The sequence below is a fragment of the Bacteroides sp. AF34-31BH genome, from assembly GCF_003602795.1.
GTDB classification, from domain to species: Bacteria; Bacteroidota; Bacteroidia; order Bacteroidales; family Bacteroidaceae; genus Bacteroides; species Bacteroides uniformis.
On record NZ_QTLV01000014.1, the window covers coordinates 18,044 to 42,716 of the forward strand.

Here is a 24,673-nt window from a genome sequence, read left to right on the forward strand (position 1 = left end):
AAACTTGTATCTTTGAAAAAGCAAACGAGCCAAGTAGAATCAATTGTAAATAGTAAATAGTCAAATAGTAAATAACACCATGGTCATCAACCTTATAACTTTTGCTTCCATACTGCATAAACAAGCATCAGTCCGTAGCTCCCACGAAGTGATATTGACTGAATTGGAAAAATACTTTACCGTCAACTTCATTGATTACAAAGACATAGACAAGTTATCACCCGATGACTTCAGTATTATATTCATTGCCACCGGAGGTGTGGAACGGCTGGTAATCCAGCATTTCGAATCCCTTCCCCGCCCCGCCATCCTCTTGGCAGACGGCATGCAGAACTCACTGGCCGCCGCTCTCGAAATATCTTCCTGGCTGCGCGGCCGGGGAATGAAAAGCGAGATTCTTCACGGAGAGCTCCCCGAGACCATCAAGCGTATTTTTGTCCTGCACAGCAATTTCGTGGCACAACGCAGCCTTTTCGGCATGCGCATCGGCGTAATGGGCACTCCGTCCAGCTGGCTCGTTGCCAGCAATGTGGATTATCTGCTTGCCAAACGCCGCTGGGGTATCGAGTACACAGACGTCTCATTGGACCGCATTTATGAATACTACGGACAGATAACGGACGACGAGGTGGGCGAAGCATGCGCCGGACTGGCAGGAAAAGCGCTTGCCTGCCGAGAGGCAAGCCCCGAAGACATGATAAAAGCCATGCGGCTGTATCGAGCCATCAAGAGGATTGTAGAGGAAGAGCGACTGAGCGCCATTACCCTCAGCTGCTTCCGCCTGATAGACCAAACGGGAACCACCGGCTGCCTTGCCCTTGCCTTGCTGAACGACGAAGGAATCATTGCCGGATGTGAAGGCGATTTGCAATCCGTCTTCACCATGCTGGCCGTAAAAGTGCTGACGGGGAAAAACTCCTTCATGGCCAATCCTTCCATGATAAATGCCCGTACCAATGAAATCATATTGGCACACTGCACCATCGGCATCGCACAAACGGAGCAGTTCATCATACGCAACCATTTTGAGACGGAAAGCGGCATCGGTATTCAGGGAATCCTGCCGACGGGAGATGTAACCATCGTAAAATGCGGAAGCGAAAGCCTGGACGAATATTACTTGAGCACCGGCACGCTTGTTGAGAATACAAACTACATCAATATGTGCCGCACCCAAGTGCGGATAAAAATGAACTCCCCTGCCGACTATTTCCTCAAGACACCGCTGGGCAACCACCACATCATGCTGTATGGCAATTACGAGGATATATTGGAAGAGTTCCTGCAAGCCAATGCCTGCAAACGGATTGAATGATTACTCGTTCGCATCCGGTATCACCACCTCGAAACGCGTTCCTTTTCCCAACTCTGAGGAGACCGAGATAGAACCATGCAGGCGGTCTACGATGGTCTGGCAAATGCTCAGCCCCAAACCGGCGCCCTGCGTAAAGCTGTCTTCTTTGTAAAAGCGTTCGAAGATATGTTTCTGGGCGTCTTCAGAGATACCGCTTCCCGTGTCTTCGACAAAGATGGTGGTATATCCTTCCCGGTTCGTGACATAGCCGAAGGTGATGCTGCCCGTTACCGTGAATTTCTTGGCATTGTTTATCAAGTTGTTCACGACCTGCTTCAAGCGGACGGAATCGGTGATGACCAATTTGTCTTCCCCTTCCGGAATCTCTATACGCAGCTCTACATCCCGAGGCATACTCAGACGCTGGGATTCATGGACCTCCTGCATGATAAACGCCAGGTTGAATGCTCCGAACTTAAAGTCCATCGTGCCCGATTCTATGCGCGAGAGGTCCAGAATATCGTTTATCAACGCCAGCAGCAATGTACAGTTGATGTTGATTGTTTCGACGAACTGCTTTACCTCTTCCGGAGAAAAAGCGTCCAAATCCTTCAACAAATCCGAGAAGCCGACAATGGCATTCAAAGGGGTGCGTATCTCATGGCTCATATTGGCAAGAAACGCAGATTTGAGCTTGTCGGCCTGCAAGGCACGGTCACGTGCGGCAATCAAGGCCTCTTCCGTATCCTTGTAACGCTGGATGCTCTGGCATACTCCCAATACCATGTATGGGGTATCAACCGTCAGTCCGTCATAAGCGGTACTGCGGAACTCCCACCATTCATAGCTCCCATCCGCACTCTTCAACCGGAAACTCATCCGTGAATTGATTTCATTGCCCAACAGAATGGCATCAAAATTCCTGCGCGTATGCAGCAAGTCTTCCGGATGTATAAGGGTGTCCATCTCATCACGTGCCAGCAAGTCCGTATCATCGGTATACCCGAAACGGCGCAGCAATCCACCCGGGAAATGGAAACGGTTCATATGCATGTTGTACTGCCACGGATAAATGGAGCTTTCCTCCACCGCCATATTGAAGAAGCGTCTCTGCATCTCTTCTTCGGAGATATTGCGGCATACAATCGCCATTCCCGTCATCTTTTCATTGGCAAAGATAGGTACTACCTCGCCGGAAACGGGGAAATACGTTCCCTGATGGTTTTCCTGCATGAAGGCTTTCTCCGGAATAGAAATAGGTCTCTTTCCGGTACGTACTTTCTTCAACAAGTCCTGCAGGATGTTTTCTCCATTCATGTAAATCCTGAAAATGGAGCCGGCCATCTGCCCTTCATAGAAACGGGACGTATAGGTTTCGGAAGAAAGTCCCAACATCTGTAACAACGGACGGTTGACAAAATGGATGCGCAGGTCGGTATCATACGTAATCAAGCCGTCGCGAATGGAACAGAAGATATTGTCGAACTCGTCGCGCTGCTCCACCAGGCGGTGCTGTATCAACAAGCGGGTCTGGGCATGTATGCGCTTACGCGACTCCCTGCGGTTGGCACGGAAAAGCCAGGCAACCAGCAGCACCAATGCCCCGACAATCAGCGAATAGAACAGAATGAACCAGACACGGTAACGCTCCATCAACGGTATATTCAAAATGATGCCCTTGCTCTCCGCACGGTTCGTGTCCACACGGAAAAACTGCAACTGTTTGTAATCGAACAGCAACTTGCCCCCAAAGTCCTTTACTTCCAATGAGGCGGGTGACTTGCCCTTCAAAATACTTGCAGCCTGCCGGCCGGCAGCAAAAGCATCCTCTCCGGGAACGGCATCATACACACACAGAACACCGTTCGTCATAGCCAGGTTCTGGCTGGTAAACACGGGGGCCTTCAACTTCAAGGAAAGAAAGGGAATCCATTTGGGAGCAATGACAATATGCTTGTAGGCATTGTAGTCATAGCAAATGGAAGTGATGATAGAGTTCAAGGACTTGGCCTGCACATTCAGCACTTTCAACTCATGCTCCGGATAGTTGCTCTTTATGCGTTCCCAGGATTCCTCCACAGCCTTAACCCCTTTAAGGCTCAGGAAACTGCTGTCGGACAGACAGACCAACTCCCTGCGGGAAGGAAACATGCGGACAGCCGCATCCAGCAAGACATCGAAATCCGTTTTCGAAACATAGCCGGAGACGTTGGGCATTCTTTCAAAGACTCTCTCATCCGGGTATTTGATACCCGAAACCACTACCGGTATCTGATAAGGCAGGGAATCACCGCAATGGGTCAATGTGAAGAAAGCCTCATCGCTGGAGGTCACAATCAAGTCCGTTTTCCGTTGCCTGGCACGCTCGCAGATGCGGCGCATGATGAAGCACTCGGAAGCGAAAGACCAGTAATCGGCATTCAGATATTCAGTAGTGATATTGGCTTTAACTCCTCCCTTGTCCAGTCCGTTCTCCAAATTTTCTGTCAGAAGGCTGTGCCAAGGAGTATTTTTTGTATAGGACTGTATGAAAAGTACATTGTACGTACGTTCCGTAGCCGAAAGTGTTCCCGACATCAACCACAACAAGCCTGCAAGCAATGGAAAGAAAAGGCGTTTCATCATAATATAGATTTTGTATACTCAACGCAAAACTCTTATTCGTCACGCAAATATACAAGTTATATTGAGAATGAGCACAGATTACTCAAAAAAAACTCACTCATCGTGCAATGCTTCGGCAGGCTGCACCTTCATGGCCCGTGAAGCCGGATACCAGATTCCTGCAATCACCATCAATGCCATCAATATCCAGACAATAAAAACACATATGACAAATCTCCCCCAAGTGGCATCCGTGGCTTCCGTAAAAGTGACATCCGCCATAACCATATTGCTACATATCATCAAAGCGGGGATGGAAGCAAGTGCCAACAGCAGCAACCCTTCACCCAGCAATTGCCAGCGTATTCTTCCGCGGCTGCTGCCCATGGCCATGCGCAAAGCAATCTCGCTGCGACGGTGGCGGGTACGGAACCAGAAAGTTCCCATCAGCCCGATGAATACATTGAAAACGAAGAATACTACAATGAGCCTTGCACTGCGAATGTATGGAGTTATTCCTTCAGCAGCATCCCGTTCTATTTTCTGTTCTTTGTAGCTCTGTATATCGAAAAGATAGAATGGAGTGACCTGCAACTGCGATGTCATATCCTGATAAAAACAGGCTGCAAAATTATCCGTATCCGCCTCCGGGCGTATCCGTAGGGAAATGAACGGAAGGTACTGGTCCTTATAAAACCAACCGGGGAAAGGAGTCAGTACAAAAGGCCCGTAACGGGCATAATCATCCGTCTTCTGCAAAGCACAGACTGCGGAAACACGGTAACGAAGACCTCCATTGTAATAATCCAGGAACTCGCGACCCACCGCCTCGGCACTTGTCAGGAAAAGGCTGTCTGCCAAATCACGGGTCACCACGGCAGGCAGAGGGCTGGCAGTGGGGTTCCAATCCATGATATTCCCCTGCAACAGTGGAATGCGCATGACATCGAAATATTCGGGAGACACATAGCGTACAGTAGTCTCGACAACATGCACACTGTCCGTTGTATAACCCTGATAAACACGCCCTCGGGTATAAGTATCGGTACCCAACCACATGGCAGCACTTTCCACAGCAGGATATTGCCTGATACGCCGGAGCACCTCTTCCATTGGTTTGAACCAGAAGGTCTGCAGGCTGTCTTCCGACGTGCACGGCACTATCTGTGTGGGATTACAGGAAATCCTTATCTTATAGACATGCTCCAAATCATACCCCTTAGGTTGCCGTTCTGCATGGGCAAAGCCATAGAGTACATCCACACAATACCACATCAATGTAAATACAATCAACAGCTCGGCAAACAGCCAGCCATTACTGCGGCGCTGGTTCCATATCTGGTGTAAAATAGAATGTATCATACTCGTTACTGTTTTTTAATTAGGATTCGTTTATCCGCTCATTCTCCGCCAAGAACCTCGGCTATGGGGCGGCGGGTGGCATGCCAGGCAGGAATAAACACAGAAAGCAGGTTGAACAACAGACACACCACCAATACAGCCACGAAAACCGCGGGACGGAGGAAGAGCCAGACGCTTACATCAAAATTCGTTCCGGGAGCACCATCGCCAAGCATCCAGTCCTTGCCCAGCCATAGGAATATGCACGAAAAGAGAAAACCGAGCAATGCGCCGGCAAATGCCAAGGCCAGGTTCTCGCGGAGCAACTGCACCATCAAGGTAGAACGGCTGGCACCGTATGCTTTCCTTACCGCAAGCTCAGCCATGCGACGGGACATTTGCGAAGATATAAGTCCACTGACATTGATGGCGGGTACAATCAGCAATATCAGACCCAGGATTATGCAAGTTACGGCAGGACTCATCGTGTCATTACGGAAGAACTGCCGTTCCGTATAAGTGCTGAAATCGGGAAGTTCCAGTTTATATTCGGTCAGTGTCTCGTTGAAGCGGGCAAGCGACTGCTCTATCTGCCGCTTGAGTTCCTCTCTGCCGACACCGGGCTTGACAAGGGCCACAGCCTCGAAATCTCCCCGTAGCCCTTCACTGCCCAGACCGGAATCCCGGGTGGAATAAGGCATCCACAACTCTCCATAGGCAAATGTGAACAGAGAGCTCACGTCCTTAGTGACCCCGACAATGCGCTTAGGGCGAAAGTTGACAAAATAATTTTTGCCAATGGCTGCTTCGGCAGACCCGAAAGCTTCGCGGGCAAGCTGTTCGCCTATAACCACGACATCCCGGCAAGCATCGAACTCTTCGGTACTGAAAAGACGGCCCGCCACAAGAGGGATATCGTAGACACGCCAATAGTTCAAATCCACCTGACGAACCGTACGGCGCATTCCCCGCACGGGCGAATCCCCACAGTATCTAAGATAGGTAGGTCCCAGATAGGTGACAAGTTCCGCACCCGGAAGTTCTGCAAAAATAGCGTTGACAGCCCGATAAGACATGCCCGTATTGGAATTGCTGTGGTCGGACTTGCGGTAAGAGTATCCATAAGAAGAATATACCATGCTACTGCGGTGCGACTCGGGAGCCAAGTCAGCCGTCTGGATGTCATACACCATGTAAATGACCATGACAAAGGTTATACTCACTGCCGTACCGATGACGGAAACAGCACTGAAAAAGGGATTCTGGCGGATAAGAGCTAAAATTTGTTCCATAGCTTTCTATTCATCGTGCAATGCTTCGGCAGGCTGCACCTTCATCGCCTTGCGGGCGGGAATACCTATACCGATGACAATCATTAGGGTAATCAGCACAAAGCTGATGGCAGCACAGAGCAGCAGGCGGTCCCACTCCAACGTCGTACCGTTCCTCCAGGAATTCAACTCCAGGTGTGCAAGATTATAATCGATGAGCAATGCAACGGGGGTGACAATTGCCAACAACAATATCCCTTCACTAAGCAGCCGGCTGAAGATGGCACGGTCTGTCGCTCCATGCGCTTTGTGCAGTGCTATCTCCGAACGGCGTTGCTGCGTACGGAACCAGAATGTTCCGAGCAAGCCGAGGAAAATGTTCAGCAGTAGGAATCCCATACCCATCACATAGTTACGGATGTCATTGGTCCATGCCTGCTGGTAGTTGCGACGAATATCCTTGAAAGAACGTATCTCCGAAATGAAGATATTGCCTATGCGGAACTGGCTCTCACTGTCTGCCTTCAGCCTCTCAATGAAGTCATTGTCCTGCCCTTCACGGACGCGGACACAAAGTTCGAGACCGATATAGTAGAAACTCTGCTTCACCATCATGGAATATGAGCTTCGCGCCTGGTCATAATCGTGATAGCGTACATTTTGCAGTGCAGCACCCAGCCGGTAGGTCTTCGTAGTATCACCAAAAAGATAGAACCGCTGGCCTACGAGATCTGTCATCCGGCGGTCGTATTTCCGGTAGAGGTTATCCGAAGCCATAAACTCCCCGCGCTCCAACATTTCAGCCAATTGTTCGGGTGTCTCGCCACGCGTGCCCCGATAGCGGAATACACGGGGAAAGTCCGGTGTCACTAACCTGCGGATGGTCCAACCGGGAGAACGCAAAGTGTCATAGCTTACTTCAGCGCCTGAATTGCTTCCGTTGTAAGGATATGAATTCTGCGAAAGGCTGACCGCTTCTATCTCCGGCCGACGACGCAGACGCTCCAACAACTCGGCTATGTCATCGTGGGTCTGCTGAGAGGTATGCCCGGCTATGTAGTCGGGACTTTTGGGTGTCAGTTCCCCCAACTCTATAAGGTAGCAGTGCTCTATATTAAAGCCTCTCGGCTCCAGATAGGTGGCGGCGCGCGTGTAGAGATAGTCTACCACGTACCACATCACTACACTCACTACCAATAACTCCAACACCAACCATAGGTTTGAGAGCCATTCATTCTTTATCTGTGTAAGAAGTTTCTTAGTCATTTTCTTCAATGATTAATGTTTTGTGATGGAGTTATTTATGCAAACGTCCGCCCAATGCATTTACAATCCCTATTCTTGATGCACGCCATGCGGGAATACCGGAACTTAGTAAGTTTAGCACAAAGCAGAACAACAACGCCCAGCCAAAGGTGGAGCCATGCAGCAATATGCTCGCATCCACTGCCGGAGGACTCAGCGTCTGGCTGAATTCCTGCGCAAACAGCAGTGTATTTCCCAAATAAGCGAATGCTACACTCAGCAACAATCCCATCACCCCTGCCAGCAATGTCACCACCAGATTTTCTGCAATGATTTGCCCCATCAGTTCCAGTCTCGTTGAACCGAATGCCCGGCGCACACCAATCTCTGCCACACGCTGGCGCAGACGGCTCTGCGTCATCGAGCTGAGGTTGATGGCAGGAACAATCAGTAGAATGATGAAGATAATGAGACGCTGCCTGCGTGCCTGGTCCACGTCCGGTTCGATGTTGGCAGCCATTCCTGCGGCATTTTTCTCCTGGTCATAAGGACGGTTACGGTAAATCAACGAATAACCATTCTCGCCAATTACAGTGTCGTACTCCTGACGGCGGCGTTCCGTCTCCTCACGAATAGCGGGAAAATCATCACGGCTTTTCGCCAGAATGGTAACGCTCATCATCCCCATATGCTCATCACTCCATGTGCTTTTCGTTATCTCAGTAGAAGTATAGGGCACCCATACCTGCGCATAGGCAGTGTTGGCCAAAGTAGAAACATCCTTCACTACACCGGACACTGTATAAGGAGCATGGTTCAAAAGGAATTCGCGACCAACAGCCTCCGTTGTCTGGAATAACCTGCGCGCTACACTTTCCGTAATTACCGCTACAGGTAGTCCGGCATCGAATGTAGCCTGGTCATAAGGTTTCCCGGCAACAAAAGAGAAATCAAACACACGCCAGAAAGTATCATCTGTCTGCAACAGGTCGATACCCGTTGCAGGTTGTCCCGGCAGATTCACGGGGGTAGAAATGACCATACAGGTATAAATCGTTACTGCTTCGGGGGTCTTCAGCGATTTGAAGCACTCAAGCGCAGTCTTTATCCCCATCGGTCCGTTGGAACTGTTTCCCTCTCCCCAGCTTTTGTTGGTGATGCTCATATAATGCACATGTAGAAAGCGGTCGCGGTTGCTCTCCGGAGCAAACGGAGCTACCTTCACCTGCTGCATCATCACCACCAGCATGATGAGGAAGATGGCAAGTGCCGTACCGGCTATGCTGACGGCACTAATCATCGGTTGCTGCCGCAACTGTGCCCAAGCTTGTGTGAAGTATTGTTTTATCATCTTAACGGCCTATTTTCAAATTACCAGTATTTACTCCGCCTATGCCTCCTTTAGAAATGTCAGCATGCCCGGCAGTTCCGCTCAGAGTAATTTCGCCGACTCCCCCCACCTTGGCAGAGAGATAATCGCAAACTACATGGATGTCGGCACTACCCACACCCCGCAAAGCCACCCGCAGGTCGCGGCAAGTCAAATCCTTCACATGCACATCACCCACACCTTTCACTTCAAACTCCAGCTTATCCAGCTTCAAGGGTTCCTCACAGTTGAATTCACCCACACCGATAAATTCCACCATCTCTAAGTCCGGAGCCGAGAGACGGATGGTGACACCGTCATTTTGGTTGCGCATCTTCTTATTCTTGAAGCCGATGGTGAGATGGCCGTCCTTCACTGTGCTCTCCGTATTCTTCACGTACTTCTCCCGTCCTTCAATCTGTAGGGAGTAGCTGTCGCTCTGTGTGAAGTAAACCGTACCCACAGAAGTTATCCTAATGGATGAGAAAGCCTCCACCTTACGCACTTCACTCACTTTGTTATCTTGTCCCCATGCACAAATTACGCCTGCAAATGCCAATGCCAATGCGATGATAACACCTATAATATTTGTCTTCATATTCTTACTTATTTATTACGATGATTACTTACTCAAAAAAAACAGATAATGTGTTTAGTACGAACGGATGATGTATTTGCCCCAAACAAGTGATGTGTTTGATACAAACAGACGATACGTTCTTTTTTTATCGTTGATATTATTTTCTTATTCTTCATGCAGCGCCTCTGCCGGCTCTATCTTCATGGCTTGCCGTGCCGGATACCAAATGCCCATCATCACCATCAGCGCTATCAACAGCCAAGCTGCCAGCGAGCCTATCAGGAAGCGTATCATGCTCCACTCCACCGGCCAGGTGGCAATCAATGCGGTACGTCCAATGGTGAACTCGCCAATGCCTACGTTGTAACATATCAGCATGGCAGGCAGAGTAACCAACGCCAACAGCAGTAACCCCTCACCCATAAGAAGGGAAAAGACCTGCTGCTTGGTACTGCCCATCGCCAACCGCAAGGCTATTTCCGAGCGACGACGGCGCGTACGAACCCAGAAAGTTCCTATCAGTCCCAAGAAGACATTTCCCAAGAGGAACAGTACCACTATTGTCTGACTGTTCACCTTGTCCGTATCTCCATACAGCACTTCGAACTGTGCCTGCATTTGCGTGTAAGGTTCCGCGTCGGCAACAAATATATTGTCCGTGTCTAGCCTCGGCGCTATCTCGCGGAGAAATTGTTCCCGGTAGTCCGGCCCGTCGGCAGCAGGCTTTACACGGAAAACAATCTGCGCCTGCTGATCACCGAATTCCTCACGCATAAGCTGCTCGCCTAGGCGCATAAAAATCCAATGAGCGTCATCGCCATAGCGATAATCGCGGAAGCTGCCGACAATGCCACCTTGAGTAACCGTATTCACCGTATCTCCACGCCATGTCAACGGTGTGTTGAGCGAAAATTCCGGCAGCCGCTTCTTGAAAGCATCGGCAATAGCCTGGCTCAACATCACATTATTGATACCGATAGGCAAAGCGGCAAAAGTCCGCCCTTGTTCCTCCTGCATATGGAAAACCCGGGTATATCCACCGGTAGCATAAATCATACGCCCGCCCACCCCGATGGTATCTTGTACAGCCAGCGAGTTATAACTATTCGCGCCACTCATAGGCAAGCTCCAATAACTCAACGAGGCAGCCTCTACGGTAGGTTCTTGTTCCAACCTTTTCAGGATATTCAGGTATTTGTCGGCATCGAGCAATGTCGTATCACGACTCTCGCCTCCCCGGACCGTAGTAAGACGATAAACATGGTCGATATCATATCCCAACGGACGATAGAAAGTATATTTCATACATCCCAGAGAATCGCAAAGAAACCACATCACGATGAATACCAAAAAGAGTTCGGCCAAAACCCACCCACTATTGCTCAGGCGTGCCCATATCATGCGTAAGTTGTGTACAATGAATTTCATAATACTTCTTGTTTTATTTATCGTTCAGTGAATCTACAATTGTCCGTCTTGCCGCCATCCATGCAGGCAGTCCGGCACTAAGCGTATTGATGACCACGCAGAAAGTAAAAGCCAGCAGGAATACCCAAGGACTGAACAATGCCTCCATACTCAAGCTAAAGTCACCGGCCGTACCGATATTCTGGCTATTGGTAAAGAGCCAGGTACGCATTCCCCATACAGCTATGTAGCTGAACAACAGCCCTACCACACCTCCAAGCAGTGTCAGCACCAGATTCTCATTCAGAATTTGGCGTATCAGTACACCGCACGTTCCTCCGAAGGCCTTACGTACTCCAAGCTCCGAAGTGCGCTGCTGCATCCGGCTGTTACTCAGTCCGCACAAATTGAGCGACGGCACCAACAGAATGATGAACAATGCAATGGCATATTGCAGGTATAGCATCGTCACATCCGGCCCTACATTGGACCATACATGGTTCACATGCGCCACAATGTCGTCCGGTTGCTCCATGATGTCTATCTGCATGTCTCCCAATCCTGCATTGACAGCCTCTACCCGTTTGGCAATACCTTGACGAATGGTCGGGAAATCGTCGGATGTACGTGCCAGCACAGCAATATGAACACCACCGCCGTAGCTCCATACCGAAGTCACTTCCAACTTATCTGCCGGATACATGCTCCATACCTGTGCGTAAGCATCCTTTGCGGTGACAGAAACATCCTTTACCACTCCTATCACACGCGCCGGTTCGCGGTTCAACAACAATTGCTGCCCCACCGCATCCGTCGTACCAAACAATTTCCGTGCTACAGAAGCACAAACTACAACAGCCTTTGTACCTCCCGCACGATCCTCTTCGCCAAAACCATGTCCTGCCATGAACTGCAGGCTGAATACCTTCCAAAAACCCTGGTCGGTCTGCATGGCGTCCACTTTCACCCGGTTGCTGCCGTCTGTAAGAGACACCAAAGCGGCACTGGCCGGAGCAAAAGCAGTACAAGCTTCCACTTCGGACAGCGACTGTATGCATTCCTTCATAAATGCCGGTGAAGGAGAATTATAGTTCTGTACCCCTTCCTCTGTCTTGCTGCTTATATGCATGGCAGAAAAGTAAAGGCACCGGCTACGGTTCACTTCCGGTTCCAAATCGGCATACTTCGTTTGCCAGATAATCACAATAGCCATAATCATGGTAATGGCAAATGCCGTACCCAGTATGGAAATTGTACTCAGCAGCGGATTCTGCTTCAATATAGTAAAAGCTTGTCTTACGGTTTGCATTTCATTAATTGATAGTTGATAATTAATAGTTGACAGTTGACTAAGCAGTAATTATTCCACCTGACGTCCGTCGAAGAAGCGGATGGTGCGTGAGGTCTGTTTGGCCTGCTCTTCATTGTGGGTCACCATCACGATGGTACGTCCGTCTTCCTTGTTCAGTTGATGCAACAGTTCCATGACTTCGGCACCCATCTTGGAGTCCAGGTTGCCGGTGGGCTCATCGGCGAGGATTATCTCCGGGTTGCCGATAATGGCACGGGCAATGGCTACACGCTGGCACTGACCGCCGGAAAGCTGTGTAGGCATGTGGCGCATGCGGTGGCTCAAACCGACCTTCTTCAATACCTCTTCCGCCAGATGACGACGTTCCTTGGCAGACACCTTTCTATAGAGCAAAGGCAACTCCACATTATCCAGCACATTCAGCGAATTAATCAGATGGAAAGACTGGAACACAAAACCCAACTTCCGGTTACGGAAAGCAGCCAGCTCCTTGTCCTTCATGCCGTCTACTTTCGTACCGGCTATTTCGATAGTGCCGCTGGTGGGTGCATCCAGTAAGCCCATAATGTTCAGCAACGTAGATTTTCCGCAACCGGAAGGTCCCATGATACTGAGAAATTCTCCCTTGTTCACTTCGAGGTTTACATTTTCCAATGCCACGGTTTCAATCTCGTTTGTACGATAAATCTTGTTGATGCCAGTTAACTTAATCATAATGGTAAGTATTTAATTGTTATTATTCTGTTTCTATTCTGCACAATTTCTGTTTCAAGAGGTCAAAAGTTGTGCCAAAACCGTTTATTATTGATTATCTGTCGTTTACATATACTGTAAGGTGTCCGATAATGGACACTCTGTCCGTTTCCGGCTATCGGAGCATGTTGTGTCCTACTCTTCCCGTAGCGCTTCGGTCGGCGGTATGCGGCTGATGCTGCGGGCAGGAATATAAATGCCGACAAGCACTACCGCCAACAATATCAACAGAATGACGAGCGACACGATGAAGAAATGCTGGGTAAAATCACTTACCCAATACGTTTCAAGCGGTTCCACTGCGGCTGTCCCGAAATTTGATGACCAAGCCGTTACCGACGAGTTATGCCAATCGAGCCCGTTGTCCAGTCCCTCTTTCATCGCATATTGCAGATAGGCCAGAAAGCCGGTCAATGAAGCAATCACCGTCAGAACCGTCCCCTCACCCAGCAACTGGCAGACAATGCGCCGCGGCGTGGCACCGAAGGAAAGCATCACCCCTACTTCCTCGCGACGGGCACGTGTCTGCAACCAGAAAGTGCCGATAACACCCAAACAAAGGTTGAGGAGAAAGAACACCGCCATCGCCAGGTTGCGGCGATAAATGGGGGCGGAACTGTCTGCCTCTAAATCTGCAATAAGGTCACTATAAGGACTGATACAGCGGGCAAAAAGATTTCCGCGTCGCATCTCCTTCAGCATCCATGGGCGGAAGTCGTGAATGAAGCGTTTCATGCTGACATTTTCTTTTACCCGTATCAGGATTTGTGCATAATCCGGTATGTCACCCGCATCAATGGACAAGGTAGGAATAAACGCTACGGACGTAGGCCGCCAGTCGCTATACGCCTTGATGGTACCCAAAGTACCGATAACCTGCTTATAGAGCGTGTCGCCACGGCTATAGCTTACGGTACGCTTTCCCTGTGCATCCTTGGTGCCAAAAATCTCGTATGCCGCATTTTCGGTCAAGACGATGTCCTGCTGCGTATAGTCATAATCGGACAGTTGTCGGGGTGTACGCCCCGTGCCCGGACGGAATCCGTAAGTCTCGAAGAACTGCGTATGCGGCAGGAACTGCATCCACATGACTTGATGGGGTACGGTATCACCTTCGGCTGTATATGAGGTATTTCCATTTCCCTGCGAATTGGGATAGCAAAAGCCCAGAAGCGGGGTGGCAAGCTCCACACCCTCAAAGCTTCCGGCATGGCGAACCAGGCTCAGATAGCCGTCCACCAGAGAAACGGAATCCTGTGCCTCGGCATTATACCCCGGTGCATTGGGCTGCAAAGCAGCCAGTGACACCAAGCAAAGGCGGTCGGCATCATATCCCAAGGGGATGTTGCGGTCGTGTGTCACCACAATCACCGGATCCAGTATCACCCAGCTGATGATGCTCACCAATATAAGCTCTGCCAAGAGCCATCCGTTGCGGCGACGGCGTGCCCAAAGATTTTTCAATATCAATTTCCACATAGTATTCTTGTATTTCAGTCCTCTTACATTCTTTCTTATCGTTTTTCATTCAGAGAGTTCACAATGGGATGGCGCAAGGAGTGCCAAGCCGGGACAAGTGCCGACAGCATGTTGAGCACCACGCACAACAACAAGGCGGCAGCAAATACCAGCGGAGCAAACAACATCTCGCCCGACACCTTGACATCGACTCCATCGGGAATCACACTGCTCCATCTGTCGAACACGGTAAATACCCATTCGCGCGCCGCATAGAGCGACAGCCATGCCAGCATCAGTCCTAATGCACCGCCAAGCAACGTCAGCAGCAGATTCTCCCACATCACTTGCCTAAGCAGTGCTCCGCGCCCAGCACCGAAGGACTTGCGCACACCCATCTCTGCCAGACGACTTTCCATGCGGCTCCCTATCATGCCGCTCAAGTTGAGCGCAGGTACCAGCAGCAAGACAAGCAACACCAACAGGAAGTAGCGCACCGTGGCCCATACATCGAACTCCTCGCTGGCAAAGGTCTGGAACACGCGGAGCAGATGGGAAGCGGGCTGCTCCCAAAACTCCACTTTCCATTCATCGGGATGCATCAGGTTCTCTTTACGGGCTATTTCTTTCAGTTCCGCCCGCAAGGCATCGCCCTGCTCGCCGTCCTTCACCTGAAAAGTAACGCTGAAAGCTCCCAGATAGTCCATGTCGTATTTGGGCTCCCGATAGCCGGAAACAACACTATAAGGCAAATAGACTTGCGAATAGGAATTCCGCATCAGATAACTTCCGGAACGAATCACGCCGCACACGCGGTAGTCGGTATAGTCCAACCGGAACGAACGTCCCACCACCCCTTCGGTGGTGCCGAACAAGCGACGCGAAAGTTCATCGGTAATGACAGCCGTGCAGAGGCCGCTTGCCAGGTCGGAGGCAGTGAAAGGACTCCCCTCCAAAAAGTGAAATCTGTAAATACGGAAGAAGTCTGGGTCGGTAAGCTTGACTTTCACCGGAAAATCCCCGCTAAGGTCGGCAGACTGTATATAGCTGTTCTGGAATGCCCTATCATCCAGCTGCGCCGAAACACAAAGTGCATTCTTGGTAGGATAGAACCACTCTTGCAAAGCCTTGTAGGATACCGCCCACTGATATTGAGACTTGTTTCCTTCCGTTCCGCTCTCCATCTTGCAACTTGTCAGATAGAGCGTATTCAAGCGGTTCACCTCCGGATAGACGGGAGCAATCTTGACGTAATAGACCATGGCCATCACCATCGTCATGGCAATGGCCAGCCCCGTACCCACAATGTAGAGCATGCTGAACAGTTTATTCTGCTTCAACAGCTCCCAGGCTTGTTTCAAGTAAACCTTTATCATTTTAGCTTCAACTTATTCTTGTTCTTATAGTTACTCATATCGCTCACCACCACTTCATCACCCGGTTGCAAGCCACTGACCACTTCTACAAACTCAAAGTTGGAATCGCCCAGCTGCACCTTGCGCTTTACAATTTCCTTGTCGGAATTGCGTACAAAAAGTTCATACTCCCCACGTCCCACATAATAGCTGGCATTGGCTATGCGCATCACGTCTTCTTTCACCGCATTCATCACATAGACGTCGGTTTTCAGACCGGAACGCAGTCGGCGGTTGTTGTCCTCATTCAACTGCACGGTAAAGGAGATGACGCCATTCTTTGAAAGCGGAGTAACACTGCTTACGGAACCTTCCAGCTTTTCGCTGCCAATCTTCACAATGGCCTTGCCGCCGGCAGCCACACGGTCACCGTAAGTATCGGCAATCTCGCCTTCCACCTTGAAGTGGCTCAAGTCGGAGATGACGGCAATCTGTGAGCCTTCGGGAACCTGGGCACCAATCTGATTGTTGATATAAGTAAGGATGGCCTTCCGGGGCGAACGCACCTGCGCATCGTCGAGCGTACGTTTGGTTTCGGCCAGTGTCTTTTGGAACATGCTGAAATCCAGTTCCTGTACTTGGTATTCCGCAGCCAGCACTTCCTTCTCGTTGGCATACTGCTGCTGCAATTGCTCGTATTCCAGTTGTGCCACGTTGTAGCTCAGTTCGGCTTGGCGCACCTTATCGGTAGTACCCGAACCGAGACTGTCGAGGTACTGCTCGTTGCGCAGCTCCACCTTCATGCGGTCCAGCTTCATGGCGGAGACTTTGATTTTCATCTGCAGGTCGGTCAGCTTGGTCTGGTTGTCAAGTTTCAGTTGTTTCAGCTTGTAGCTGCGCATCTGCTCTTCGTCCAGCATCTTTTTGTAGTCGGTTTCGGCGCTCTGCAAGTCCAGTTTCAGGATGGGGGTACCTACATCCACGCTGTCGCCACCTTTTCTGTACACTTCCAAAATGCGGGTATTGATGGGCGAGTTGATGATTTCCTCGAATGCCGGGACCACCTTGCCGGAGGCGCTGACGCTGACTTCAATCGTACCTTTGCCCACTTGGGAGAAAACAAGGTCTTTCTCCTTCACTCCCGTACGCATCAATGAAATGAGTACACTGACCACTACGATACCTGCCACGCCGATAGCACCGTAGCGGATGATTTTCTTATTGCGTTCTTTATTACGCACTTCTTTCGGAATTTCTCTATCCATATCTTTAAATTTTATTGTTTGCGAACATAACGCTTAATATATACTAAATCCATGCCAAAATCATAAACCCCTGAAAGTAAGCGAAAAGAGAAAAAAGAAGGGTGTCCGTTTTCGGACACCCTGTACATTTTCGGATAGCTTCTTTATCTTAATCTCAATCTGTCGCCAATCTCCGGCACGTATTCCGCATCCTTGCGATTCATCTTATAAAGGTTCTTCAGACGAATGCCGTACTTTTGGGAAATGGAGTGCATGGAATCGCCATCCTTCACTATGTAAACGGTATGGGGTTTGGCGGCCTTCTTGCGCTTTTCTTTCAAGTAAATAATGTCTCCCGCCTCCAGTGTATATTCTTTATGGAGGTCATTGTATTTCACCAGCTTCTTCCAGCTGATGTCAAACTCCTTGCCCAACACCTGGAAGGTGTCTCCGTCGCGTGCCACTACATAAGCTATATCGTTGGCAATGTACACCTGATGCGGATTGGCCAGCCAAGGCTTCTTTTTCAGTTCCTTCTCCCAGCTGCGGGCATCGCGCTTGCTCATGCCACGGCTGTCGTACTTATACAGTTCATAATCCTCGATAATGGTTATCAGTCGGTTGGCATACGACGGGTCGGTAGCATAGCCAGCCTTCTTCAAGCCGCGCGCCCAACCCTTATAGTCCGTAATCTTCAGTTTGAAAAGAAAAGCATAACGTGCTCCCCTTTTCAAGAAATCGGAATGGTCTTCATAAGAGTCTTTCGGATTGCGATAAGCGCGGAAACATTCATTGCGGGCATCGTCATCATGCCTCACCGTCCGTCCGCGCCAGTTGCCTCCGCACTTGATGCCGAAGTGGTTGTTGCTCTTGCGCGCCAGCGCGCTGTATCCGGCACCGCTCTCCAACAGCCCTTGGGCCAGCGTGATGCTGGCAGGTATCTTATGACGCTGCATCTGCTCCACGGCAAGGGGGGCATACTGTTTGATATACTCATTGTAGCGGGCATTCCGGCGTTGTGCCTGCACTGTTGTAATGGAAATAAAAAGAAATGCTATGATAGCAGTCAGTCTGAAAATCCGTTTCATGCTTAAAATGTTGAGTTCTGCACAAAAGTCCGTAAAAGAATTGAAATAACCAATCTCTTTTCTATCTTTGTAACATTAATTACAATATAACCCTTTGCCTTATGAAAGAATTAAATATCGAAATCGCCGTCAAGATATACGACTATGAAGAACTGGATGCCGCCGACCGCGAACTGATGGATGCCGCCCGCGAGGCTACCAACCGCAGCTATGCCCCTTACTCCCACTTCTCGGTAGGAGCTGCGGCCAGACTGGCAAACGGTATTGTAGTGACCGGCACCAACCAGGAAAACGCCGCCTATCCTTCCGGGCTGTGTGCAGAACGTACCACCCTATTCTATGCCAACTCCCAACATCCCGACCAGGCGGTAACCACCCTCGCCATTGCCGCACGCAACGAGCACAACGAATTCCTGGAGTCTCCCATCCCTCCCTGCGGCGCCTGCCGGCAAGTGATGCTCGAAACGGAGAAGCGCTTCAAGCATCCCATGAGGGTGTTGCTATATGGCAAAAAGGGAATCTACGAGCTGAAGAATGTGGGAGAATTACTGCCACTCTCGTTCGATGCTTCGGCCATGAAGTAACAGTACCAATAAAGTATTAACATCGTGTCTGCAGGAAGTTAATTTCTTGCAAACACGATATTAACTTCTTGACGACACGATATTAATATCGCAAAAAACCTTTGTTATTCAGTGGAAATCATTACCTTTGCACCCACTAACCAATTAATTCCACCGATGAGAATATCCGACTAAAGACAACACGTTTCGGTAAACATCACTATCAACATGCTTTTTCAGACTGAACGCTGAGCATCACCTATATAGATGTTTAGCCAATACTGTGTTTGTCTGTACCTCTCCCCTTCGAGAATTTCAATTTCGGGGAATGCTTGCATCTCCCCTATCATTCTTACTTCTAAAAACACAGTAGAAACTTATGAGCTTTATCATTAAAGACCTTAGCTATATCCATACGGATAAAGAAATCTTGTTTTCACACATCCACTTGAGTATCAACTCCGGAGATAAAATAGCCCTGACCGGAAATAACGGTTGCGGCAAGTCTACCCTCATGCGTATTTTGGCAGGAGACTTGTCACCAAGTTCGGGAACGGTGCTACGCCCCGAACATCTGTACTACGTGCCCCAGCACTTCGGACAATACGACCGGCAAACGATAGCACAAGCTTTGGGAATCAGCCACAAGCTATCTGCCCTGCATGCCATCCTGAGCGGTGACGCTGCCGAAGCACATTTCAATACGCTCAACGATGACTGGACCGTGGAAGAGCGCGCCCAAGCCGCCCTCGACAGTTGGGGACTGGGCGGCATCCCGCTTTCCCGCCCGATGGAAGGACTAAGCGGCGGCGAAAAGACCCGCATCTTCCTGGCAGGCATGGAGCTGCACAACCCGACAGCCATCCTGCTGGACGAACCGACCAACCATCTGGACGCGGACGGACGGGAACGTCTGTATAACCTGCTACGACGAACATCGGCCACCGTACTCGTCATCAGCCACGACCGTACGCTGTTGAATCTGCTGCCTGCCATCTGCGAACTCTCCTCCCAGGGTTTGACGTATTACAGCGGAAACTACGACTTCTACAAAGAACAAAAGACCCTGCAACAGAACGCCCTTACCCAACAACTGGAAGAGAAACAGAAAGCCCTGCGCCTTGCCCGCAAAGTGGCACGCGAAGTAGAAGAGCGCAAAGCCAAACAGAATGTGCGGGGAGAAAAAAACTCCATTAAAAAGGGGATTCCCCGCATCATGATGGGAGCACTGAAAAACAATGCGGAAAACAGCAGCAGCAGACTCAGCAGCATTCATACGGAGAAAACGGAAAAGCTGCAGACGGAAATGGCAGGCATCAAAAGTTTACTGTCGCAGACGGACAAGCTGAAAACAGACTTCAACACCTCCCATCTGCATACGGGCAAGATTCTGATTACGGCAAGGAACGTCAACTTCCATTATCCCGACCATACAGCCTCCCCCGCAGAAACACCCCACACGGAGACGGCTGCAAAGAGTCTCTGGGCTTCTCCCCTCACCTTCCAGCTAAGAAGCGGCGACCGCCTCAGCCTGAAAGGAAAAAACGGCAGTGGAAAAACAACCCTGCTGAAACTCATCATGGGCGAATTGCACCCCACCGACGGAGTGATGGAGCGTGCCGGCTTCACCTCCGTCTATCTGGACCAAGAATACTCCCTCGTCCGTAATGAGCGCAGCGTACTCCAACAAGCAGAAGCTTTCAACCACCGCCACCTGCCGGAACATGAAGTGAAAACCATCCTCAACCGTTACCTCTTTCCCCGCGACGTGTGGAACAAGCCGTGCAGCAAACTGAGTGGCGGCGAAAAGATGCGCCTCTCCTTCTGCTGCCTGATGATTGCCGACAATACCCCGGATATGTTCATTCTGGACGAACCCACCAACAATCTGGACATCGAGAGTATAGAAATAATAACGGCAACGATACGCGACTACGCCGGCACCGTAATTGCCATCAGCCACGACCGGGAGTTTCTGAAAGACACCGGCATCGAACGGGAGATACTTTTGGAATGAATCAGTAATTTAGGTAACAACAACCGTAATTTGTATACTGCCATTCTCATAAAACCTGCCTATTTTTGCAGCACGTAATCATTTACTAACTAACGAACAACGAATATGAGCAAAAAAGTATTAATCCTCTCCTCCAGTCCCCGCAGGAATGGAAACTCCGACCTCTTGTGCAACGAATTCATGCGCGGTGCCGCAGAAGCCGGACATCAAGTAGAAAAGATTTTCCTGAAAGACAAGCACATCAACTACTGCACGGGATGTAGCGTATGCAGCATGTACGGCAAACCCTGCCCACAAAAGGACGATGCCGCCGAAGTGGTGGAAAAGATGATTGCCGCCGACGTCATCGTCATGGCAACCCCCGTCTACTTCTACACCATGAGCGCGCAGATGAAGACACTGATTGACCGTTGTTGTGCACGCTACCTTGAAATAAAGAACAAGGAGTTCTACTTCATCATCGCCGCCGCCGAAGAAAGTGTCCCCATGATGGAACGTACCATCGATGGTTTCCGTGGCTTCCTCGACTGCCTGGAAGAGCCCAAAGAATGCGGCACCATTTATGGCGTGGGTGCCTGGAAGGTGGGCGAGATAAACGACAAGCCTTCCATGCACGAAGCCTACGAGATGGGAAAAAAGGTATAAAGAACGAATACTAATCGCTATACAATACATTTATGCTACGTACCATCAGACTGACCCTTGCCGTCATCTTCTTCGCACTCATCACGCTGTTGTTCCTCGACTTCACGGGAACACTGCATGCCTGGTTCGGATGGATGGCGAAAATACAATTCCTGCCGGCCGTGCTGGCACTGAACATCGGTGTAGTGCTGTTTCTTGCAGTGCTGACCTTGGTATTCGGACGCATCTACTGCTCCGTCATCTGCCCGTTGGGAGTATTCCAGGACATTGTTTCCTGGCTCTCCGCCAAACGGAAGAAGAACCGTTTCCGCTACTCGCCTGCACTGAAATGGCTACGCTATGGTGTGCTGGGAGTATTCGTACTTGCCATTATCGGCGGACTGAACTCTTTTGTCGTGCTGCTGGCCCCTTACAGCTCATACGGGCGCATCGTTTCCAGCCTTTTCTCCCCACTCTACCAGTGGGCAAACAACGGACTGGCCTACCTGGCCGAACGTGCTGACAGCTATGCCTTCTATGAAACGGATGTATGGATGAAGAGTCTCCCTACCCTGCTGATTGCCACGGTCACTCTGGTGGTCCTCATCGTGCTGGCATGGCGGGGCGGACGTACCTATTGCAACACCATCTGTCCGGTAGGTACAGTGCTTGGTTTCCTCTCGAAGTATTCCTTGCTGAAACCGGTGATTGACACAAAGAAGTGCAACAGTTGCGGACTTTGTGCCCGCAACTGCAAGGCATCGTGCATCAACATCAAGGCACACGAAATAGATTACAGCCGTTGCGTGGCATGTATGGACTGCATCAACAAGTGCAGGAAAGGTGCCATCACTTACACACGCCGCAAGCCGGCCTCCGCTGCAGTCTCCCAGGACTCCCCCGTGGCACCGGAGCAGGTAAACGACGCCCGCCGCGCATTTCTCTCTACAACTGCCGTGTTTGCTGCTACGGCAGCCCTCAAGGCGCAGGAGAAGAAAGTGGACGGTGGACTGGCTGTCATCGAGGACAAAAAAATCCCCGAGCGCGCCACTCCCATCACTCCTCCGGGCTCACTGAGCGCCCGCCACTTTGCACAACACTGCACAGCCTGCCAGCTCTGCATATCGGTATGTCCCAACCAAGTGCTCCGTCCTTCTTCGGACTTGACAAAACTGATGCAGCCGGAAATGTCCTACGAACGCGGTTACTGCCGCCCCGAATGCGCCAAGTGTGCGGAGGTGTGTCCTACCGATGCCATCCATCTGACGAGCCTCGCCGAGAAATCGGCCGTCCAAATCGGTCATGCCGTATGGATTAAGGAGAATTGCATCTGCATCACAGACAAGATGGAATGCGGGAACTGTGCCCGCCATTGTCCGGCCGGTGCCATACAGATGGTTCCTTCAGACCCGGAAGACGAAGCCTCCATCAAGATACCGGTAGTCAACGCCGAACGCTGTATCGGATGCGGAGCATGCGAGAACCTTTGTCCGTCGCGTCCGTTCAGTGCCATTTATGTGGAAGGCCATGTGATGCACAGAACTATCTGAAGCAGCTTTATCATCCAAATATCCATTTATAATTTCAGTCCTATCACAATGAAAGAAGACAATAAGAACAAGATAAACCGCCGCGATTTCTTCAAACTCGCCGGTGCAGGAACGCTTGCCTCGGCAGCAGCCCTGTACGGCTGTTCGGGCAACAAGAACAACGGGGAGAGCAAATCGGCCGCGCTGGGCGAGATACCAACCGACAAGATGACCTACCGTACCAATCCCAACACGGGCGACCGGGTTTCTCTGCTGGGATACGGATGCATGCGATGGCCCACCCGGAAACGTGCCGATGGGAATGGAGACGAAATAGACCAGGAAGCCGTGAACGACCTGATAGACTATGCCATTGCTCACGGAGTGAACTATTTCGACACCTCTCCCGCCTATGTGCAAGGTCTGTCGGAGCGCGCCACAGGCATTGCCTTAAAACGCCATCCACGGGAGAAATTCTTCCTTGCCACAAAGCTGTCCAACTTCAGTCCCAGCACGCACAGCCACGAAGAGTCCCTTGCCATGTATCACCGCTCCTTCCGCGACCTGCAAGTGGACTACATCGACTACCTCCTGCTGCACGGCATCGGCATGGGCGGCATGGAAGCCCTCCGTTCCCGCTATCTGGACAACGGCATGCTGGACTTCCTGCTGAAAGAGCGCGAAGCCGGACGCATCCGCAACCTCGGATTCTCCTATCATGGAGACATCGAAGTCTTTGACTACCTGCTCTCCCGCCACGACGAACTGAAATGGGACTTCGTACAAATCCAACTGAACTACGTGGACTGGCGACATGCCAAAGAAGTGAATACCCGCAACACGGATGCCGAATACCTATATGCCGAGCTGGTGAAGCGCAACATTCCCGCCGTTATCATGGAGCCGCTGCTGGGCGGACGCCTATCCCGCCTGAACGACCACTTGATGGCACGTCTGAAACAACGCCGTCCGCAGGAGAGCGTGGCTTCCTGGGCCTTCCGATTCGCAGGTACTTTCCCCGATGTGCTGACCGTACTAAGCGGAATGACGTACATGGAGCATCTGCAAGACAACCTGCGTACCTTCTCCCCGCTTGTTCCATGTACGGAAGAGGAGTTTACCCTACTGGAAGATACCGCCCAGCGAATGCTGCAATACCCCACCGTGCCGTGCAACGACTGCAAATACTGTATGCCGTGCCCCTATGGACTGGATATTCCAGCCATCCTGCTGCACTACAACCGCTGCATCAACGAGGGCAACGTGCCGCAGAACAGCCAGGACGAGAATTACCGCGAGGCACGCCGCGCCTTCCTGATAGGCTATGACCGCAGTGTTCCCCGTCTCCGCCAAGCCAACCGCTGCACCGGTTGTGGCCAATGCAACCCACACTGTCCGCAAGGCATCGACATCCCGGCGAAACTGCAGGAGATAGACCGGTTTGTGGAAGCGCTGAAGCAGGAAACCCTTTAACGGAGTTATCTTCCACATCCGTTTTCATTTCGAGGATTACCAATCATATACAGATTCATCTTTTTGTATAACTTTGCAGAAAGAACCATAGATAAACGATGAATAAAAAGATTTTAACGGCTATTTTAATAAGTATTGCCCTGCCA

At 50.5% G+C, this 24,673-nt stretch carries 19 protein-coding genes; 6 read left to right on the top strand and 13 right to left on the bottom strand.

Annotated features, from left to right (window positions below; translation table 11 throughout):
- The first annotated feature begins 79 nt into the window (after positions 1–79).
- On the top strand, positions 80–1,315 hold the full coding sequence (locus DWZ67_RS17280; protein WP_005831144.1) for a fucose isomerase: 1,236 nt from the start codon (positions 80–82) through the stop codon (positions 1,313–1,315).
- On the opposite strand, the gene DWZ67_RS17285 is transcribed toward DWZ67_RS17280, so the two are convergent.
- From DWZ67_RS17285 to DWZ67_RS17345, 13 genes are all read right to left on the bottom strand, one after another.
- Complete coding sequence (locus DWZ67_RS17285; protein WP_117878526.1) at positions 1,316–3,919, bottom strand: PAS domain-containing sensor histidine kinase; 2,604 nt, start codon at positions 3,917–3,919, stop codon at positions 1,316–1,318. It abuts the gene before it with no gap.
- Positions 3,920–4,012: 93 nt separating this feature from the next.
- Positions 4,013–5,260 (bottom strand): ABC transporter permease, encoded by a 1,248-nt coding sequence (locus DWZ67_RS17290; protein WP_117878524.1) that lies wholly within the window; start codon positions 5,258–5,260, stop codon positions 4,013–4,015.
- A 38-nt stretch (positions 5,261–5,298) separates the two neighbouring features.
- The gene (locus tag DWZ67_RS17295; protein ID WP_120139414.1) at positions 5,299–6,531 is read right to left on the bottom strand and encodes an ABC transporter permease; all 1,233 of its coding nucleotides are present in this window, start codon (positions 6,529–6,531) and stop codon (positions 5,299–5,301) included.
- 6 nt (positions 6,532–6,537) lie between these two features.
- The gene (locus DWZ67_RS17300) at positions 6,538–7,776 is read right to left on the bottom strand and encodes an ABC transporter permease (RefSeq protein WP_005831152.1); all 1,239 of its coding nucleotides are present in this window, start codon (positions 7,774–7,776) and stop codon (positions 6,538–6,540) included.
- Positions 7,777–7,807: 31 nt separating this feature from the next.
- Positions 7,808–9,106 (bottom strand): ABC transporter permease, encoded by a 1,299-nt coding sequence (locus tag DWZ67_RS17305; RefSeq protein ID WP_005831154.1) that lies wholly within the window; start codon positions 9,104–9,106, stop codon positions 7,808–7,810.
- 1 nt (position 9,107) lies between these two features.
- Entirely contained in the window at positions 9,108–9,722 is a 615-nt protein-coding gene (locus tag DWZ67_RS17310; protein ID WP_016274402.1) for a GIN domain-containing protein, read from the bottom strand.
- Positions 9,723–9,869: 147 nt separating this feature from the next.
- Entirely contained in the window at positions 9,870–11,132 is a 1,263-nt protein-coding gene (locus DWZ67_RS17315) for an ABC transporter permease (protein WP_016274401.1), read from the bottom strand.
- Between the two features lie 13 nt (positions 11,133–11,145).
- Complete coding sequence (locus DWZ67_RS17320) at positions 11,146–12,420, bottom strand: ABC transporter permease (RefSeq protein WP_016274400.1); 1,275 nt, start codon at positions 12,418–12,420, stop codon at positions 11,146–11,148.
- A 51-nt stretch (positions 12,421–12,471) separates the two neighbouring features.
- Complete coding sequence (locus DWZ67_RS17325; protein WP_016274399.1) at positions 12,472–13,137, bottom strand: ABC transporter ATP-binding protein; 666 nt, start codon at positions 13,135–13,137, stop codon at positions 12,472–12,474.
- A 174-nt stretch (positions 13,138–13,311) separates the two neighbouring features.
- The gene (locus DWZ67_RS17330) at positions 13,312–14,655 is read right to left on the bottom strand and encodes an ABC transporter permease (RefSeq protein ID WP_016274398.1); all 1,344 of its coding nucleotides are present in this window, start codon (positions 14,653–14,655) and stop codon (positions 13,312–13,314) included.
- 35 nt (positions 14,656–14,690) lie between these two features.
- Positions 14,691–16,010, bottom strand: a complete 1,320-nt coding sequence (locus DWZ67_RS17335; protein WP_016274397.1) for an ABC transporter permease — start codon at positions 16,008–16,010, stop codon at positions 14,691–14,693.
- Complete coding sequence (locus DWZ67_RS17340; protein ID WP_016274396.1) at positions 16,007–17,254, bottom strand: efflux RND transporter periplasmic adaptor subunit; 1,248 nt, start codon at positions 17,252–17,254, stop codon at positions 16,007–16,009. The genes DWZ67_RS17335 and DWZ67_RS17340 overlap by 4 nt, the downstream gene beginning before the upstream one ends.
- A gap of 143 nt (positions 17,255–17,397) precedes the next feature.
- Positions 17,398–18,321, bottom strand: coding sequence for a glucosaminidase domain-containing protein (locus DWZ67_RS17345; protein WP_016274394.1), 924 nt, complete (start codon positions 18,319–18,321; stop codon positions 17,398–17,400).
- Positions 18,322–18,422: 101 nt separating this feature from the next.
- Here DWZ67_RS17345 and cdd point away from each other — a divergent pair, with 101 nt between their 5' ends.
- From cdd to DWZ67_RS17370, 5 genes are all read left to right on the top strand, one after another.
- The gene (gene cdd, locus DWZ67_RS17350) at positions 18,423–18,905 is read left to right on the top strand and encodes a cytidine deaminase (protein WP_005831168.1); all 483 of its coding nucleotides are present in this window, start codon (positions 18,423–18,425) and stop codon (positions 18,903–18,905) included.
- 358 nt (positions 18,906–19,263) lie between these two features.
- Positions 19,264–20,901 carry an ABC-F family ATP-binding cassette domain-containing protein gene (locus DWZ67_RS17355; RefSeq protein WP_120139415.1) on the top strand — a complete coding sequence of 546 codons (1,638 nt, stop codon included), beginning with the start codon at positions 19,264–19,266 and terminating at the stop codon, positions 20,899–20,901.
- Between the two features lie 105 nt (positions 20,902–21,006).
- Positions 21,007–21,546 carry a flavodoxin family protein gene (locus DWZ67_RS17360; RefSeq protein WP_087333058.1) on the top strand — a complete coding sequence of 180 codons (540 nt, stop codon included), beginning with the start codon at positions 21,007–21,009 and terminating at the stop codon, positions 21,544–21,546.
- A 32-nt stretch (positions 21,547–21,578) separates the two neighbouring features.
- Complete coding sequence (locus DWZ67_RS17365; protein WP_120139416.1) at positions 21,579–23,075, top strand: 4Fe-4S binding protein; 1,497 nt, start codon at positions 21,579–21,581, stop codon at positions 23,073–23,075.
- A 48-nt stretch (positions 23,076–23,123) separates the two neighbouring features.
- Entirely contained in the window at positions 23,124–24,527 is a 1,404-nt protein-coding gene (locus DWZ67_RS17370; protein WP_120139417.1) for an aldo/keto reductase, read from the top strand.
- Positions 24,528–24,673: the final 146 nt, after the last annotated feature.

Coding starts and splice junctions, on each gene's coding strand:
- DWZ67_RS17325 (WP_016274399.1), bottom strand. CDS start 13,137: ATGATTAAGTTAACTGGCATCAACAAGATTTATCGTACAAACGAGATT.
- DWZ67_RS17290 (WP_117878524.1), bottom strand. CDS start 5,260: ATGATACATTCTATTTTACACCAGATATGGAACCAGCGCCGCAGTAAT.
- DWZ67_RS17355 (WP_120139415.1), top strand. CDS start 19,264: ATGAGCTTTATCATTAAAGACCTTAGCTATATCCATACGGATAAAGAA.
- DWZ67_RS17280 (WP_005831144.1), top strand. CDS start 80: ATGGTCATCAACCTTATAACTTTTGCTTCCATACTGCATAAACAAGCA.
- DWZ67_RS17300 (WP_005831152.1), bottom strand. CDS start 7,776: ATGACTAAGAAACTTCTTACACAGATAAAGAATGAATGGCTCTCAAAC.
- DWZ67_RS17305 (WP_005831154.1), bottom strand. CDS start 9,106: ATGATAAAACAATACTTCACACAAGCTTGGGCACAGTTGCGGCAGCAA.
- DWZ67_RS17360 (WP_087333058.1), top strand. CDS start 21,007: ATGAGCAAAAAAGTATTAATCCTCTCCTCCAGTCCCCGCAGGAATGGA.
- DWZ67_RS17295 (WP_120139414.1), bottom strand. CDS start 6,531: ATGGAACAAATTTTAGCTCTTATCCGCCAGAATCCCTTTTTCAGTGCT.
- DWZ67_RS17315 (WP_016274401.1), bottom strand. CDS start 11,132: ATGAAATTCATTGTACACAACTTACGCATGATATGGGCACGCCTGAGC.
- DWZ67_RS17370 (WP_120139417.1), top strand. CDS start 23,124: ATGAAAGAAGACAATAAGAACAAGATAAACCGCCGCGATTTCTTCAAA.
- DWZ67_RS17310 (WP_016274402.1), bottom strand. CDS start 9,722: ATGAAGACAAATATTATAGGTGTTATCATCGCATTGGCATTGGCATTT.
- DWZ67_RS17340 (WP_016274396.1), bottom strand. CDS start 17,254: ATGGATAGAGAAATTCCGAAAGAAGTGCGTAATAAAGAACGCAATAAG.
- DWZ67_RS17365 (WP_120139416.1), top strand. CDS start 21,579: ATGCTACGTACCATCAGACTGACCCTTGCCGTCATCTTCTTCGCACTC.
- DWZ67_RS17345 (WP_016274394.1), bottom strand. CDS start 18,321: ATGAAACGGATTTTCAGACTGACTGCTATCATAGCATTTCTTTTTATT.
- DWZ67_RS17330 (WP_016274398.1), bottom strand. CDS start 14,655: ATGTGGAAATTGATATTGAAAAATCTTTGGGCACGCCGTCGCCGCAAC.
- cdd (WP_005831168.1), top strand. CDS start 18,423: ATGAAAGAATTAAATATCGAAATCGCCGTCAAGATATACGACTATGAA.
- DWZ67_RS17335 (WP_016274397.1), bottom strand. CDS start 16,010: ATGATAAAGGTTTACTTGAAACAAGCCTGGGAGCTGTTGAAGCAGAAT.
- DWZ67_RS17285 (WP_117878526.1), bottom strand. CDS start 3,919: ATGATGAAACGCCTTTTCTTTCCATTGCTTGCAGGCTTGTTGTGGTTG.
- DWZ67_RS17320 (WP_016274400.1), bottom strand. CDS start 12,420: ATGCAAACCGTAAGACAAGCTTTTACTATATTGAAGCAGAATCCGCTG.